Genomic DNA, 16,102 nt, shown 5'->3' with positions numbered 1-16,102 from the left:
CCGTCGCGCCCCCGGGCGCGGCGGCGGCTTCGTCATGCCGCGAGACCCAGGCGGTCCATCCGTCGGGAGTGCTCCGCCGTGAGGCGCGCGAACACCCAGGACTGCGTCGCGGGCGCGGGCCCGCTGCCGCCGCCCGCGGCGACCGGCTCGGCCCCCGCCGCCACGAGCCGGGCGAGCGCTGGACGCCGCGACAGCACGTCGCCGACGACGCCGAGCGCCTCGCCGACGAGACGCCGCCCCCACAGCGCGAGGCGCGACGCGAGCACCGGGTCCTCGGCGGCGACCTCGGCGATGACCGGGGCGTAGCGCTGCGAGGGGGTGTCGTGCGTGAGCGCCTCCACGACGACGTCGCGCGAGCGCTCGTCGAGACCCTGGGCAGCGAGGAGGCAGAAGTCGTCCGCGACGCCCTGGCCCACGTAGCCCTTGAGGATGCCCTCCCACCACGTGCTGGGCTTGGTGCGCGCGTCGAAGTCGTCGAACAGGCCGTCGAACGGGGTCATGCAGTCCGCCGGGTCACCGCCCAGCTCCTCGACGCGCACGAGCACGCGCTCCTGCCGGTCGAGCATCGCGGCCGCGAGACGGGACAGGGCCTGGCGCTGGCGCAGCGTGGGGGCGTGCGCGGCGTCGCCCGCGAGGCGCCCGAAGCTCGCGAGCTCGGTGTACGCGACGAGGCCGAGCAGCTCCACCGCGTCGGTGTGGTCCGCCGGGGGCAGGGTCGTGGGGCTCGCGTGCTCGGCGTCGCTCATCGGGCCAGGATAGTTCTCCGATATCATGGCCGACGTACATCGGTTGCCCGGTCGTCCAGACCTCACGCTCGTCACGCGTACGACGACGGCACGGCACGGTCCGCAGCGCGGGCCTGGCCACGACATCCCACGATCGGCTGCCGGCCACGAGGTGCGCACGACCGCGACCGGGAACCTCCCCGGCTCCGGGCCCCGACGGGCCCGCCGACGGTCGCGCGTGCCCGAACGAGACAGAGGCACCAGTGACCACCACAGACGCCACCACCACCGACGCGACGCCGGACGTGAGCGCGGACGCGACGTCCGTCGCCGCCAGCGTGCACGCGGACAACACGACCTTCGCGGACTTCGGCGTCCGCCAGGAGATCGTCGACGCGCTCTCCGACGCGGGCATCGTCCAGCCCTTCCCCATCCAGGCGATGACGCTCCCGGTCGCCATGTCCGGCCACGACATCATCGGCCAGGCCAAGACCGGTACCGGCAAGACCCTCGGCTTCGGCGTGCCGCTGCTGCACCGCGTCGTCGCCCCGGGCGAGCCCGGCTTCGACGAGCTGCCCTCCCCCGGCAAGCCGCAGGCGCTCGTCGTCGTCCCGACGCGCGAGCTCGCCGTCCAGGTCGCGAACGACCTCACCACGGCCTCGAAGCGCCGCTCGGTGCGCATCGTCCAGCTCTACGGCGGTCGCGCCTACGAGCCGCAGGTCGAGGCGCTGACGCGCGGCGTCGAGGTCGTCGTCGGCACGCCCGGCCGCATGATCGACCTGATGAACCAGGGCCACCTCAACCTCACGCGCGCCGCGACCGTGGTCCTCGACGAGGCGGACGAGATGCTCGACCTCGGGTTCCTCCCGGACGTCGAGAAGATCTTGGCTCGCACGCCCGCGCAGCGCCACACGATGCTCTTCTCGGCGACCATGCCGGGCGCCGTCGTCTCGATGGCGCGCCGCTACATGAAGCAGCCGACGCACATCCGCGCGAACGACCCCGACGACGGCGGCCAGACGGTCAAGAACATCGAGCAGGTCGTCTACCGCGCGCACGCGCTGGACAAGGTCGAGATGCTGGCACGCATCCTCCAGGCCGAGGGCCGCGGGCGCACCATCGTGTTCGCCCGGACCAAGCGGACCGCCGCGAAGGTTGCGGACGAGCTCGTCGACCGCGGGTTCGCCGCCGGCTCGATCCACGGCGACCTCGGGCAGGGCGCGCGCGAGCAGGCGCTGCGCGCGTTCCGCAACGGCAAGATCGACGTGCTCGTCGCGACCGACGTCGCGGCACGCGGCATCGACGTCGAGGACGTCACGCACGTCGTGAACTACCAGTGCCCCGAGGACGAGAAGACGTATCTGCACCGCACCGGCCGCACCGGCCGCGCGGGCAACAAGGGCACCGCCGTGACGTTCGTCGACTGGGACGACATCCCCCGCTGGTCGCTCATCGACAAGGCCCTCGACCTCGGCATCCCCGAGCCGGTCGAGACGTACTCGAGCTCGCCGCACCTGTACACCGACCTGCACATCCCCGAGGGCACGAAGGGCCGCCTCCCCAAGGAGCGGCGCACGCTCGCCGGGCTCGAGGCGGAGGAGATCGAGGACCTCGGCGAGACCGGCAAGCGGCACACGCCCGCGGGCGGGTCGCGCGGGCGCCAGGGCGGCCGGTCCGACGGCGGCCGCGGCCGTCCCGAGGGCGACCGGGGCCGGTCCGGCGGCCAGGGCCGCTCCGGCGGGCGTCGCGGCGAGACCGAGCGCACGGGCGCGCGTGCCGAGGGTGAGCGCACCGAGGCGACCGAGGGCGCCCCGGCGACCGAGGGCGGCGAGCGCCGCCGTCGGTCCCGCAGCCGCCGCCGCACGCGCGGCGGCCGCCCCGTCGAGCAGCAGGGCGGTGCCGCCGAGGCGACCGCCCAGCCCGCGGAGTAGCCGCTCCCGGCGGTTCCCGAGCCCGACGACGAACCCCGGGTCGCGTCCCACGGTCACCAGGCCGCGGGGACGCGGCCCGGGGTTCGTCGCGTCCGGGTCAGTGCACGTGCGCGTCGCGCCCGGCGAACCACACCGCGACGCCCTGGACGGCCGCCGCGGCGACGAGGAGCAGGAGCGGGACCGTCCATGTGCCCGTGACGTCGTGCGCGAGCCCGAGGCCGAGCGGGCCGGTCGCGGCGAGCAGGTAGCCGGCGCTCTGCGCCATGCCGGAGAGCTCGGACGTGTGCGCGGCGTCGCGCGCCCGCAGCGCCATGAGGGTGAGCGCGAGGCTGATCCCGCCGCCCTGCCCGAGGCCGACGAGCACGACCCAGAGCGCCGCGCCGCCGGGGGCGGCGGCGAGCCCGAGCAGCCCCGAGCCGACGAGCACCACGAGCACGAGGCCGATGCCGCGCTGGCGCGGCATGCGCCCGGCGAGGACCGGGGTGACGAACGAGCCGACGATCCCCGCGAGGTTGCACAGCGCCAGGAGCCAGCCGCCCACCTCCGGCGTCCGGCCGAGCGCGACCATGATCTCGGGCAGCCAGGCGTTGACCGCGTAGAACGACAGCGACTGCATGCCCATGACGACGGTGACAGCCCAGGCGAGCGGGCTGCGCCACACCGCCGACCGCGCGGCGGCCGGCCCCGCGCCGGGTCCGAACGCCACCGTGCCGGCGGGGTCGGGCCGCAGCGCGCGCGGCACCCACACGAGCGCCCCGAGCACGGCGAGGACGCCCCAGGTCGCGAGCGCGCCGCGCCAGTCGAGACCGGCCGCCGACGCGACCGGCAGGGTCAGGCCCGCCGCGAGCGCCGCCCCGCCGGAGAGCGCCATGGAGTACAGGCCGGTCATGAGACCGATGCGGTCGGCGAAGTCGCGCTTGATGAGCGCGGGCAGCAGCACGTTCCCGAGCCCGATCGCGCACCCGGCGACGACCGTCCCGGCGAACAGCCCGGCGGTCGAGGGCACGAGGCGCAGCGCGAAGCCGACGCACAGCAGGACGAGGCTCACGAAGAGCGCGCGCTCGAGCCCCCAGCGCCGCGCGAGCACGGGCGCGAGCGGCGCGAGGAGCCCGAAGCAGAGGACAGGAAGCGTCGTGAGCACGCCCGCCGCCGTCGCGCTGAGGCCCAGGTCCGTGCGGATCTCGCCGAGCACGGGCGAGATCGCGACGACGGCCGGCCGGAGGTTGAGCGCCGCGAGGACGATCGCGACGACGGCGGCCAGCCCCAGCGGACGGCGCAGCCCGCTCACGCCTCGACCTCGTCGGCGTCGGCGTCGGCGCGACCAGGACGGTCCGCGGCGGCCTCGACGAGCTGCGCCCGCACGGCGTCGATCGTCGCGACGACGGCGGCCTCGGCCGCGTCGGCGTCGGCCGCCCGGATCGCCGCGACGACCTCCTCGTGACCGGGGACGTCGCGGTGGTGCCGACGCTGCCCGCCGGACGGGAGCGTACGGACGAGCGCGTGGTCGAGGCCTCCGTAGAGGTCGGCGAGCAGGGGGTTGCCCCCGGCGCGCACGACCTCGCCGTGGAAGGCGACGTCGGCGGCCTGGAAGGCCTGCTCGTCCCCGTCGCGTGCCGCGACCTGGGCGGCGAGGGCCGCGTCGAGGCGGCGGAGGGCGACGGCGTCGGCCCGCCCGGCAGCGGCGCGCGCCGCACCGCGCTCGAGGATCTCGCGCACCTCGAGCACGTGGAGCGCGTCCGTGGTCCGGGCCCGCCGGGTCAGTGCGGCGTCGAGCCCGTCGGCCGCGCGCACGTAGGTGCCGTCGCCGCGGCGCGGCTCGAGGATCCCGGCGTGCTCGAGCGCGCGCACGGCCTCGCGCACCGTGTTGCGCCCGACGCCGAGCTCGGCGACGAGCTCGGGCTCGGGCGGGATGCGGGTGCCGACGGGCCACTCCCCGCGCTCGACGCGCTGCATGAGCCGTTCGACGACGAGCTCCGACACCTTGCGGGGAGGACTGATCGGCTGGTTCACCGAAAGAACCTAACATCCCCTGTTTGGCTCGGTGGTGAGACGGGCGTACGGGGTCCCGCGTACGGGGGTTGACCAGCGCGCGCAACCGCGAGGACCTTGCGACAGGACCGCTCCTTCGACGACGAAAGCGAGACCACCATGGACCCCACCCCGTCACGACGCCGACGACGACTGCGCAGCCTCCTCGCCCTGGTCGCCTCCGCCACGCTCGTCGGGACACTCCTCACCGGCACGACGACCGCCGCGGCCGCGGACACCGAGCTCGCCGTCAACGGCGGGTTCGAGTCCGGACTGTCCGGGTGGACGTGCTCCGGCTCCACGGGGCAGCAGGTCACGAGCCCGGTCCGCACCGGCAGCGGGGCGCTCCGGGGCACGCCCGCCGGGACCGACACCGCGCGCTGCTCGCAGACCGTCGCCGTTCGACCCTCGTCGACCTACACGCTCAGCGCGTGGGTCCAGGGCTCCTACGCGTACCTCGGGGCGAGCGGCGCGACGGCGCAGGACGTCACCACCTGGACGCCCTCGGCCGCGACCTGGCAGCGGCTCAGCGTGACCTTCACGACGACCGCGACGGCGACGTCCGCGACCGTCTTCGTGCACGGCTGGTACGGCCAGCCGGCCTACGTCGTCGACGACGTCAGTCTCGTGGGCCCGGGCGGCGGCACGGCGCAGCCGCCCGCGACCCCCACCGGCCTCACCGCCGGGACGCCCACCGCCACCAGCGTGCCCCTCACCTGGGGCGCCGTCGCCGGCGCCACCGGCTACGCCGTCTACCGCGACGGCACCCGCGTCGCCACGACCACGGCCCCGTCCACCACCGTCTCCGGGCTCACCGCCGCCACCGCCTACTCCTTCCAGGTCACCGCGACCAACGGCGCGGGCGAGTCGCCCCGCTCCGCCGCCGGCGCCGTCACCACGGCGACCGGCGGCACCGGGGGCGGACCCGGCGCCGGGCTGCCGGCGCACGCGCTCGTCGGCTACCTGCACACGTCGTTCGCCAACGGCTCGGGCTACGTCCGGATGGCGGACGTCCCGGACTCGTGGGACGTCATCAACCTCGCGTTCGGCGAGCCGACGAGCGTCACGTCCGGCGACATCCGGTTCAGCCTCTGCCCGCGGGCAGAGTGCCCGAACGTGGAGTCGGTCGCGGAGTTCAAGGCCGCCGTCGCCGCCAACCGCGCGGCCGGGAAGAAGGTGCTCCTGTCGATCGGCGGGCAGAACGGTCAGGTCCAGCTCACGACGACCGCCGCGCGGGACGCGTTCGTCGCCTCCGTGAGCTCGATCATCGACACCTACGGGCTGGACGGGGTCGACATCGACTTCGAGGGGCACTCGCTGTACCTGAACCCGGGAGACACGGACTTCCGCTCCCCGACCACCCCCGTGATCGTCAACCTCGTCTCCGCGCTCAAGACGCTCACGGCGCGGTACGGCGACGACTTCGTGCTGACGATGGCGCCGGAGACCTTCTTCGTCCAGAACGGCTACCAGTTCTACGGCTCCGGCCCGTGGGGCGGCCAGGACCCGCGCTGCGGCGCCTACCTGCCGGTGATCCACGCCCTGCGCGACGACCTGACGCTGCTCCACGTCCAGCACTACAACTCGGGGCCGATCATGGGGCTCGACGACCAGTACCACTCGATGGGCGGCGCGGACTTCCACGTCGCGCTGACGGACATGCTGCTCACCGGCTTCCCGGTCGCGCGCGACACGACGCGGATGTTCCCCCCGCTGCGCCCCGAGCAGGTCGCGATCGGCCTCCCGGCCAGCACGCAGGCGGGCAACGGCCACACCCCGCCCGCGCAGGTCGCCCAGGCCCTGGACTGCCTCACGAAGGGCACGGGCTGCGGGTCGTACCGGACCCACGGGCGCTGGCCGGGGCTGCGCGGCCTCATGACGTGGTCGATCAACTGGGACCGCTTCAACGGCGGGGAGTTCTCCCGGAGCTTCGACGCGTACTGGCCCTGACGAGCGGGTCACGGTCGCGCACGCGACCGGCGTCCGGGAACCCGCCCCCGGACGCCGGTCGCCTCCGACGGCGGGACGCGGTCAGGCGGTCTGGACGAACTCGATCACGGCGTCGGCGACGAGCTGCACGGCGATCGCCGCGAGCAGCAGACCGGCGATCCGGGTCACGAGGATCGTGCCCGAGTCGCCGAGGACGCGGTTGATGACGTTCGCGAAGCGCATCGAGAGCCACAGGCACACGTGCACCGCGACGACGCCCGCCGCGATGGCGACCCACTCGGCGACGCCCCCGCCGCGCTCCCCCGCGCGCTGCACGAAGACCATCGTCGCGACGATCGCGCCCGGGCCGGCGAGCAGCGGCGTCCCGAGCGGCACGAGCGCGACGTTGACGCCCTTGTTGCCCGACGGCTGCGGCTCCTCCATCTTCCCGGTGAGCAGCTCCATCGCCACGAGGAGCAGCAGCAGGCCGCCCGCCGTCTGGAGCGCGGGCAGCGAGATGTGCATGTAGCTGAGGATCTGCTGGCCGAACACCGCGAACGCGACGATCACGCCGAACGCCACGAGGATCGCGGTGCGCGCCGCCTGGTTGCGCTGCTTGGCGCCCATCGCGCTCGTCAGGCCCAGGAACACCGGCACCGTGCCGGGCGGGTCCATGATGACGAACAGGGTGACGAAGACCTCCGTGAAGAGCCGGACGTCGAAGAACTCGCTCATCGTCCGATCATCGGATCACGTCCAACTGTCCCAGCTCCTCGATCTGCTCCAGCACGGTCGGTGCTGTCGTGTTCTCCCCGAGCCGGTTCGGTTTGCCGGCCCCGTGGTAGTCGCTCGACCCGGTGACGAACAGGCCCAGGGTCCGGGCCAGGTCCTCGAGCCGTGCACGCTGACGCTCGTCGTGGTCGCGGTGGAACACCTCGAGCCCGGCGAGCCCCGCCTCGGCCATCTCCTCGATCACGGCGTCGGCCACGACGCGGCCGCGACCGTCCGCGCCCGGGTGGGCGAAGACGGGCACGCCGCCCGCGGCGCGGATCCCGCGCACGGCCACGACGGCGTCGGGCGCGTAGTGGGGCACGTAGTACGGGGTGTCCGTGGCGAGGATGGTCGCGAACGCGGCGGAGCGGTCGGGCGCGAGCCCGGCCGCGACGAGCGCGTCGGCGATGTGCGGTCGCCCGATCGTCGTCCCCGCGACGGTCTGGGCGAGCACATCCTCCCACGTGATCGGGTAGTCCTCGGCGATGAGGTCGACCATCCGCCGGGCCCGGCTCGTGCGCGCGTCGCGCGTGCGGTCCAGCTCGGCGAGGAGGGCGGCGTGCGCCGGGTCGTGCAGGTAGGACAGCACGTGCACGCTGATGCCGCCGGAGCGGGCCGAGATCTCCGCGCCGCGCACGAGCGCGACCCCGTGCGCGAGCGCCGCGTCCGTCGCCTGCGCCCAGCCCGCCGTCGTGTCGTGGTCGGTCAGCGCGACGACGTCGAGCCCGGCCGCGGCGGCCGCCTCGACGACCTCCCCCGGGGCGTCCGTGCCGTCGGACGCGGTCGAGTGGGTGTGGAGGTCGATGCGCACGGGGACCAGGATAGTGACGACGCACCGAGGCGGCGGCACGGGACCCCCACACGATGTCCACACGGGGCGCGGCCCCTCCCCACGGTCGTCCCAGGCTGGGGTGCCAGAGTCGGGAGCGATGACCCTCACGACGCCCCCCACGGCAGCCCTCGCGACGACCGCTTCTCCGACCCCCTCGACGCCGGCGTCCCCCGACCCCGCGCAGGCCCCGCCCGCGGTGGTCTTCGTCCACGGCATGCGCACCTCGGGCGCGATCTGGGACCACCAGGTCGAGCACGTGCGCGCCCTCGGCCACGACGCCGTCGCGGTCGACCTGCCCGCGCACGGCGCCCGAGCGCACGAGCGCTTCACGCTCGACCGCTCCTTCGAGGTGCTCGACGAGGCGGCCGCGTCGTTCGGCCCCGACCGCCGGGTCGCGCTCGTCGGCCTCTCGCTCGGCGGCTACACGTCGCTCGCCTGGGCGGCCCGACGCCCCGCGAACCTCGCGGGCGTGGTCGCTGCGGCGTGCACGTCCGACCCCAAGGGCAAGCCCGTCGCGCTGTACCGCGACGTCGCGCGCCTCGTCGTCGCCGGGGGCGGCGCCGTCGGTCGCGGCGCGCGCTGGGCCGCGCGCACGACCGCGACCGCGTGGGGCACGATCGCCCGCGGCGGCCGCGGCCTGCCGGGCGGTGCCGCGTCGTCGTACGCGCTGGCCGGGCCGGCCGACGCCGGGCCGCCGACGCCGGTCGCGCCCGGCTGGCACGTCGTCACCGACGCGCTCACCCAGCTCGCGGGCCGGTCGTGGCTCGCCCACGTGCGCGACGTCGACGTCCCCGTGTGGCTCGTCAACGGCGCGCGCGACCACATGCGCCTCGACGAGCAGCGCTACCTCGCGGCGGCCGCGGACGCGGCGCTCGTCGTCGTGCCGCGCGCCGGCCACGACGTCAACAGCGAGGCCCCCGAGGCCTTCAACCGCGTGCTCGGGCGCGCGCTCGCGGACTTCGGCCGCGTGCGCGGTGCGAGACTGGGGGCATGACCGACGCCACCCCCGTCACGCCCGCGCCCCCGTCCGAGACGCCCGACCAGACCACCGAGCACGCCGGTCCCGGCGAGGCCCAGGACCTGGCCGCGCGCGGGAGCAACCGCTCCCAGCGCCCGGACTCCGACGCGTTCAAGGCCTTCATCACGAGCGGCTGGGTGCCGCGCGCCGCGCTCGACGTCGAGCCGCTGCCGGCCGCCCCGTTCACCGTCGCGCGCCGCGCAGCGCTGTCGGCCCGGTTCCCGGGCGCGCGCCTCGTCGTGCCCGCCGGCCCCCTCAAGACGCGGTCGAACGACACGGACTACCGCTTCCGCCCGCACTCGGCGTTCGCGCACCTCACCGGCTACGGCACGGACCAGGAGCCCGACGCGGTGCTCGTGCTGCACCCCGTGGAGCCGGGCACCGGGGACGCCGGGTCCGACCACCACGCCGTGCTCTACGTCCGCCCGCTCGCGGCGCGCGACACCGAGGAGTTCTACGCGGACGCGCGGTACGGCGAGTTCTGGGTCGGCGCGCGTCCGTCCCTCGACGACGTCACGACCGCGACCGGCGTGGAGGCGCGGCACGTCGACGAGCTGCGTGACGCGCTCGCGAAGGACGTCGGCGCCGGCGGGGTGACGCTCCTCGTCGTCGCGGGCGCGGACGAGGCCGTCGAGGCGCTCGTCGAGGCGATCCGCGCGGAGGCGGGCGTCGACGAGGCCGCCGAGGACCAGCAGCTCAGCGAGGCCGAGTGGCTCGCGCGCGCCGAGGCCGCGTACCGCCGCACGGACGCCGCGCTCGTCGAGGCGGTCTCCGAGCTGCGCCTGGTCAAGGACGCGCACGAGGTCGAGCAGATGCGCGAGGCCGTCGCGGCGACGATCGCGGGCTTCGAGGAGGTCGTGCGGAGCCTGCCGCGCGCCCTCGGGCACCGTCGCGGCGAGCGCGTCATCGAGACGACGTTCGACGCCCACGCGCGCCTCGAGGGCAACACGGTCGGCTACGAGACGATCGCCGCAGCCGGCGAGCACGCGACGACGCTGCACTGGATCCGCAACGACGGCGTCGTGCGGACCGGCGAGCTCGTGCTGCTCGACGCGGGCGTCGAGGTCGACTCGCTCTACACGGCCGACGTGACGCGCACGCTGCCCGTCGACGGCGAGTTCACCGACGTCCAGCGCCGCGTGTACCAGGCCGTGCTCGACGCCGCGGACGCCGCGTTCGCCGTCGCGGTGCCGGGCGCGCGCTTCCGCGACGTGCACGCCGCCGCGATGGAGGTCATCGCCGCGCGCCTCGAGGAGTGGGGTCTGCTCCCGGTGAGCGCCGCCGAGTCGCTCTCGCCCGAGGGGCAGCAGCACCGCCGCTGGATGGTGCACGGCACGAGCCACCACCTCGGCCTCGACGTGCACGACTGCGCGCAGGCGCGGCGCGAGCTCTACCTCGACGGGGTGCTCGAGCCGGGCATGGTCTTCACGATCGAGCCGGGCCTGTACTTCAAGGCGGACGACCTGGCCGTCCCGGCGGAGTACCGCGGCATCGGCGTCCGCATCGAGGACGACGTCCTCGTCACCGCCGACGGCAACGAGAACCTGTCGGCCGCGCTGCCCCGTCGGCCCGAGGACGTCGAGGCCTGGATGGCGCGGCTGCGCGGCTGAGCGGGCCCGGCTCACCGGCGGAGGAACTGGGCTATGGTGGCCCGTTCATCCACCGGTGAGGGGAGGTGAACTCACGTGGCGAAGAGCATCAAGAAGGAAGCGTCGATGTCCATCAAGGAGAAGCGCGCCCAGAAGCGCGAGAGGGCTGCCGAGACCGCGGTGAAGTCGCGGAAGCGCTAGCGGCGCTTCCGCCGAGGGCCGGCCGACGGACGACGACGTCCGACGGCCGGCCTTCGTCGTCCCACCGGTCCGGGGACGCCTGCTCGGTCAGGCAGGGCGCTCGGGCTGGTCCGGGTGCGTGCCGGGGGCGGGCGCCGACCCGGGGCCCGCGTCGGGTGCCGGCGCGTCGGTCGGCTGGTCCGACGTCGGGCGCATGGCGCCGTAGCGCGGCTCGCCGGTCGGCGTCGTCCAGCGCGGGTCGGGCGTGCGGGCCGGGGGCGCGGCCGGAGGGGCCGCGGCGGGGACGCCCGCCGAGGGCTCCGGGGCCGGGGCGGGGGGCGTGGTGCCGGGGGTGCCCCAGCCGGGGTTGGCCGGCGCGGCGGGCGCGCGGACGCCGCCCGCGCCCTCGGGCATGCGGCCCAGGAGCTGGCGTGCCTCGCCCGCGCGCTCGGGCGCGCAGAGGATGCCGTAGGACGAGGCGACGATCTGGCTCTGCGACGTGAAGTCGCGCTTGCCCTGCGTCAGCGCGTACGACAGCACCGAGAAGAGCAGGCCGAACCCGGCGCCGATCCCGACGGCGGTGAGCACGAACCCGCCCTGGCCGGAGAACATGAAGAGCAGCAGGCCGACGAAGAGGCCGAACCACGCGCCGGACGCGGCGCCCGCGATCGCGACGCGACCGTAGGTGAGGCGGCCCGTCACGCGCTCGACCATCTTGAGGTCGGTGCCGACGATCGTCACGAGCTCGACCGCGAACTTGTTGTCCGAGAGGAAGTCGACCGCCTTCTGCGCCTCGAGGTAGGTCGCGTACGACGCCACCTCCTCGCCGCGCGGCGGGGTGGGGACACGGGGGACGGCACCCGGGCGTGACATGCTCATTCGCCCAGTCTGTCCTACCCGGGCGGAGCGCGCGAGGGCCGCTCCCCGCCCCGACCGGCCGACGACGGCGGGGAGGCGGCCGGGAGACGGCTCGGGACGCCCGCCACCTGCCGGGACGGAGCGCGGCGACCGGGGCGCGTGCGTAGGCTGGCGGCGTGAGTGCAGCCACCACCGTCTTCGTCGCGCGCCTGGCCGGGACCAGCGTGTTCGACCCCATCGGCGACCAGGTCGGGCGGGTGCGGGACGTCGTCGTGCTCATCAGGCCGAAGGGGGCGCCGCGCGCGGTGGGCCTCGTGGTCGAGGTGCCCGGCCGGCGCCGTGTCTTCCTGCCCCTGACGCGCGTGACGAGCATCGACGCGGGCCAGGTCATCTCCACCGGGCTCGTCAACATGCGGCGGTTCGAGCAGCGCGCCATGGAGACGCTGGCCGTGAGCGAGCTCCTGGAGCGCACGGTGCAGTTCGTCGACGGGTCGGGCTCGGCGACGGTCGAGGACCTCGCGATCGAGCGCCAGCGGACCGGCGACTGGCTCGTCACCAAGCTGTACGTGCGCCGGCAGGCGCAGCACAAGGGCACGCTCGGGCTGCGCCGGCGGGGCGACGCGCTCGTCGTCGACGTCGACGCCGTGACCGGGCTCGCCGGGAGCACGGAGGCGCAGGGCGCCGCGATGCTCCTCGCCGCGTACGACGACCTCAAGCCCGCCGACCTCGCCGACGTCATCCACGACCTCGGCGACACGCGCCGGCTCGAGGTCGCGGGCGCGCTCGACAACGAGCGGCTCGCCGACGTCCTGGAGGAGCTGCCCGAGGACGACCAGGTCGCGATCCTCTCCGGGCTCGACACCGACCGCGCCGCCGACGTCCTGGAGGCGATGCAGCCCGACGACGCGGCCGACCTCCTGCACGAGCTCCCCGAGGCCCAGGCCGCCCAGCTCCTCGAGCTCATGGAGCCCGACGAGGCGCGCGACGTGCGCCGCCTCCTCTCCTACGCGGAGGACACCGCGGGCGGCCTCATGACGTCCGACCCGGTCGTGCTCGGCCCGGAGACCACCATCGCGACCGCGCTCGCGCAGATCCGCCGCAAGGACCTCGCGCCCGCGCTCGCGTCGATGGTGTTCGTCGCGCGCCCGCCGCTCGAGACGCCCACGGGCCGGTTCCTCGGCGTCGCGCACTTCCAGCGCCTGCTGCGCGAGCCCCCGCACGCGGCCGTCGGCTCGGTGCTCGACTCCGACGTCGAGGGCGTGACGCCCGACGCGCCGCTCGGGCGCGTGACGCGCATCCTCGCGACCTACGACCTGCTGTGCGTGCCCGTGCTCGACGCGGAGAAACGCCTGCTCGGCGCGATCAGCGTGGACGACGTGCTCGACCACATGCTGCCCGACGACTGGCGCGAGACCGACGACGAGGACACCGAGGCCGCGCGCCGTGCCGTCGCGAGCGGGCGCGCGCGCACCGCCGCGCCCGGACGGCCGGGCACCGCGGGGGTGGCCCGTGGCTGACCGCCTCGACACGCCGAAGACCGCGCGCCGCAGCTTCTTCCCGCGCGTCAAGGTCGACCAGGACGCCGTCGGCCGCTCGACGGAGGGCATCGCACGCTTCCTCGGCACGCCGCGGTTCCTCGTCTACCTCACCGTGTTCTGCGCGCTGTGGATCGCGTGGAACTCGTGGGGCCCGGAGGGGTTGCGGTTCGACTCCGCCGAGTTCGGGTTCACCGCGCTCACGCTCATGCTCTCGCTCCAGGCGTCGTACGCCGCGCCGCTCATCCTGCTCGCCCAGAACCGTCAGGACGACCGCGACCGCGTCACCGCGGAGCAGGACCGTCAGCGCGCGGAGCGCAACCTCGCGGACACCGAGTACCTCGCGCGCGAGATGGCCGCGCTGCGCATCGCGCTGAGCGAGGTCGCCACGCGCGACTTCGTGCGGTCCGAGATCCGCAACCTGCTCGAGGAGCTGGAGGAGAAGACGGCCCGTCAGCCCGACGACGAGGTCGCCGACCGCTGACCCTGGGGCCCTACTGCGTGCCCTCCGCCGCGACCCGGCGCAGGCGCGCGGCGAGGGCGGGGTCGCCCGTGACGACGAGCCCGTCCGCCGGGCCGCGGCCCCAGAGCCACAGGTCGAGCGCCCAGGCCGGGCCGGACACCTGCGTGGTCGTCGAGCCGGGCAGGTCGACGAGCTGGGCGACGTCGAGGTCGTACGCCGTCCCCGACTCCGGACCGGTCCCCGTGAAGCGGCCGAACGCGAGCTCCCAGCTCCGCGGCCGCTCCCCCGGCCCGTCGACGACGACGGAGACCGTCGCGCCGTCGGGCGTGAAGACGCCCCACCCGGGCACCCCGTCCACCATGACGGACAGCACCTCGTCGACGCCGTCCGCCGCGACGCCCGGGTCGGCGGGCGTGACCTGACGCCCGGCCGTGAGCTCCGCGTCGGCGCGGTGGACGAGCGCCTCGTGCGCCTGGCGTCGCAGCACCCAGCCGACGTGCCGGCCGTCGTCGTGCCACGACCAGCACGGCTCGTCGGGGTCGCGACCGGTGAGCGCCGCGACGAGCCGGCTCGTCGAGCGCTGGAGCAGCGCGGGCAGCTCGGCGTCGGACGCCGGCCGCGCGAGCGGCTCGACCTCGTCGCCGTCCATCCCCTCCCCGGGAGCCGGGCCGACGACGCGCGCCCAGAAGTCCTGCACCTCGGCGAGGTGGTAGAGCAGGTCGGCGCCCGTCCACTCGGGGCACGCGGGCACGCGCGCGTCGGGCGGGGCGCTGCGCACGGCGTCGCCGAACAGCTCGCTGTCCCGCGCGAGGGAGGCCAGGGCGTCCATCCGTGCACGGTAGCGCCGTTCCGCGGCGCTCGTCGTGCGACGGGGCTCACGTCCGGTCCGGGACCTCCGACCCGGCCGACCGGGCTCCGGCCGCGCCTACGATGGGGGCATGCCCGACCCCGCCGCAGACCCGCTCGAGCACGCCGTCCGGCAGGCCCTCACCACGGTCCTGGACCCCGAGATCCGCCGCCCCGTCACGGACCTCGGCATGATCCGCTCGGTCGCCGTCGAGCCCGGCGCGCCGGGCGCCGTCGTGACGGTGGGGGTCGACCTCACGGTCGCCACGTGCCCGATGCGCGACACGCTCGCGCGCGACGTCGACGCCGCGGTGCGCGCGGTCGAGGGCGTGGCGGACGTCCGGGTCGACCTCGGCGTCATGACCGCGGAGCAGCGCGCCGAGCTGCGCACGATGCTGCGCGGCGGCGTGGGCGAGCCCGAGATCCCCTTCGCCAAGCCCGGGTCGCTGACGAAGGTGTACGCGATCGCGTCGGGCAAGGGCGGGGTGGGCAAGTCGTCGGTCACGGCGAACCTCGCGGTCGCGCTCGCCGCGCAGGGCCTCGAGGTCGGGGTCGTCGACGCCGACATCTACGGGTTCTCCATCCCGCGCATGCTCGGCGTCGACCGGCAGCCCACGCGCGTGGACAACATGCTCCTGCCGCCGATCGCGCACGGCGTGAAGGTCGTCTCGATCGGCATGTTCGTGCCCCCGGGCCAGCCCGTCGTGTGGCGCGGACCGATGCTGCACCGCGCGCTCCAGCAGTTCCTCGCGGACGTGTTCTGGGGCGACCTCGACGTGCTGCTCCTCGACCTCCCGCCCGGCACGGGCGACATCGCGATCTCGGTCGCGCAGCTCCTGCCCGGCAGCGAGATCGTCGTCGTCACGACGCCGCAGGTCGCCGCCGCGGAGGTCGCCGAGCGGGCCGGGTCGGTCGCGACGCAGACCCAGCAGGGCGTCGTCGGCGTGGTCGAGAACATGTCGTGGCTCGAGCAGCCCGACGGGTCGCGCCTCGAGGTGTTCGGCGCGGGCGGCGGCGAGCGCGTCGCGGCGAACCTGTCGCGCGCCACGGGGACCTCCGTCCCCCTCCTCGGCCAGGTGCCGCTCGACGTGTCGCTGCGCGAGGCGGGCGACGGCGGCACCCCGGTCGTGCTCTCCGACCCGGGCTCCCCCGCCGCCGCCGCGCTGCGCGACGTCGCCGCGGGTCTCGCGCGCCGGCCCCGCGGGCTCGCGGGGCGGTCGCTCGGGGTCACGGTCGTCTGACGCGACGGCCTCCGGACGTCGGGCAGTCTTTCACCGTCCTTTTCCTGTCTTTTCCGCGAGCCACGGTATAGTCTCGCCCGCATCTCGTCCGGGGGGACGGCCGTCGGGCCGGTGAGGGGGATCGTGTCGTGGCATCGCCGCCGCTCCGCCCTGCCC

At 75.3% G+C, this 16,102-nt stretch carries 14 protein-coding genes; 7 read left to right on the top strand and 7 right to left on the bottom strand.

What is annotated here, in order from left to right; genetic code table 11:
* Nucleotides 1-32: 32 nt before the first annotated feature.
* Nucleotides 33-746, bottom strand: a complete 714-nt coding sequence (locus RSE42_RS05895; RefSeq protein WP_051028611.1) for a ferritin-like fold-containing protein — start codon at nt 744-746, stop codon at nt 33-35.
* A gap of 242 nt (nt 747-988) precedes the next feature.
* Between RSE42_RS05895 and RSE42_RS05890 the strand changes: the two genes are divergently transcribed.
* Complete coding sequence (locus tag RSE42_RS05890; protein ID WP_085388338.1) at nt 989-2,656, top strand: DEAD/DEAH box helicase; 1,668 nt, start codon at nt 989-991, stop codon at nt 2,654-2,656.
* A 97-nt stretch (nt 2,657-2,753) separates the two neighbouring features.
* Here RSE42_RS05890 and RSE42_RS05885 read toward each other — a convergent pair whose 3' ends face one another.
* Together RSE42_RS05885 and RSE42_RS05880 are read right to left on the bottom strand one after the other, a co-directional pair.
* Nucleotides 2,754-3,944, bottom strand: coding sequence for a CynX/NimT family MFS transporter (locus tag RSE42_RS05885; RefSeq protein WP_137280158.1), 1,191 nt, complete (start codon nt 3,942-3,944; stop codon nt 2,754-2,756).
* Complete coding sequence (locus RSE42_RS05880; protein ID WP_085388340.1) at nt 3,941-4,666, bottom strand: FadR/GntR family transcriptional regulator; 726 nt, start codon at nt 4,664-4,666, stop codon at nt 3,941-3,943. Before RSE42_RS05880 ends, RSE42_RS05885 begins: the two co-directional genes overlap by 4 nt.
* A 138-nt stretch (nt 4,667-4,804) precedes the next feature.
* On the opposite strand from RSE42_RS05880, the gene RSE42_RS05875 reads away from it, so the two are divergent.
* Nucleotides 4,805-6,634, top strand: coding sequence for a chitinase (locus tag RSE42_RS05875; protein WP_415298171.1), 1,830 nt, complete (start codon nt 4,805-4,807; stop codon nt 6,632-6,634).
* An 81-nt stretch (nt 6,635-6,715) separates the two neighbouring features.
* On the opposite strand, the gene RSE42_RS05870 is transcribed toward RSE42_RS05875, so the two are convergent.
* Both RSE42_RS05870 and RSE42_RS05865 read right to left on the bottom strand, forming a co-directional pair.
* Nucleotides 6,716-7,348, bottom strand: a complete 633-nt coding sequence (locus tag RSE42_RS05870) for a MarC family protein (protein ID WP_021482981.1) — start codon at nt 7,346-7,348, stop codon at nt 6,716-6,718.
* 7 nt (nt 7,349-7,355) lie between these two features.
* Nucleotides 7,356-8,195 carry a PHP domain-containing protein gene (locus RSE42_RS05865; RefSeq protein ID WP_085388342.1) on the bottom strand — a complete coding sequence of 280 codons (840 nt, stop codon included), beginning with the start codon at nt 8,193-8,195 and terminating at the stop codon, nt 7,356-7,358.
* 118 nt (nt 8,196-8,313) lie between these two features.
* On the opposite strand from RSE42_RS05865, the gene RSE42_RS05860 reads away from it, so the two are divergent.
* Nucleotides 8,314-9,210: an alpha/beta fold hydrolase gene (locus RSE42_RS05860; protein ID WP_415298169.1), complete on the top strand. Its 897-nt coding sequence runs from the start codon at nt 8,314-8,316 to the stop codon at nt 9,208-9,210.
* On the top strand, nt 9,207-10,844 hold the full coding sequence (locus RSE42_RS05855) for an aminopeptidase P family protein (RefSeq protein ID WP_415298167.1): 1,638 nt from the start codon (nt 9,207-9,209) through the stop codon (nt 10,842-10,844). The genes RSE42_RS05860 and RSE42_RS05855 overlap by 4 nt, the downstream gene beginning before the upstream one ends.
* A 267-nt stretch (nt 10,845-11,111) precedes the next feature.
* Here the strand turns inward: RSE42_RS05855 and RSE42_RS05850 are convergent, their stop codons facing one another.
* Nucleotides 11,112-11,882: a general stress protein gene (locus RSE42_RS05850; protein WP_415298165.1), complete on the bottom strand. Its 771-nt coding sequence runs from the start codon at nt 11,880-11,882 to the stop codon at nt 11,112-11,114.
* A 155-nt stretch (nt 11,883-12,037) separates the two neighbouring features.
* Between RSE42_RS05850 and RSE42_RS05845 the strand changes: the two genes are divergently transcribed.
* A complete protein-coding gene (locus RSE42_RS05845; protein WP_085388346.1) occupies nt 12,038-13,378 on the top strand; it encodes a magnesium transporter MgtE N-terminal domain-containing protein in 1,341 nt (446 codons plus the stop codon).
* A complete protein-coding gene (locus RSE42_RS05840; RefSeq protein ID WP_085388831.1) occupies nt 13,371-13,880 on the top strand; it encodes a DUF1003 domain-containing protein in 510 nt (169 codons plus the stop codon). Before RSE42_RS05845 ends, RSE42_RS05840 begins: the two co-directional genes overlap by 8 nt.
* 10 nt (nt 13,881-13,890) lie before the next feature.
* On the opposite strand, the gene RSE42_RS05835 is transcribed toward RSE42_RS05840, so the two are convergent.
* Nucleotides 13,891-14,688, bottom strand: coding sequence for a maleylpyruvate isomerase N-terminal domain-containing protein (locus RSE42_RS05835; protein ID WP_085388347.1), 798 nt, complete (start codon nt 14,686-14,688; stop codon nt 13,891-13,893).
* Between the two features lie 109 nt (nt 14,689-14,797).
* Between RSE42_RS05835 and RSE42_RS05830 the strand changes: the two genes are divergently transcribed.
* Nucleotides 14,798-15,946, top strand: a complete 1,149-nt coding sequence (locus RSE42_RS05830; protein WP_085388348.1) for an Mrp/NBP35 family ATP-binding protein — start codon at nt 14,798-14,800, stop codon at nt 15,944-15,946.
* Nucleotides 15,947-16,102: the final 156 nt, after the last annotated feature.

It is taken from the genome of Cellulosimicrobium sp. SJTW-1 (assembly GCF_047716875.1).
Classification (GTDB): Bacteria; Actinomycetota; Actinomycetes; order Actinomycetales; family Cellulomonadaceae; genus Cellulosimicrobium; species Cellulosimicrobium funkei.
This window is presented reverse-complemented; position numbering and strand designations above follow the sequence as displayed.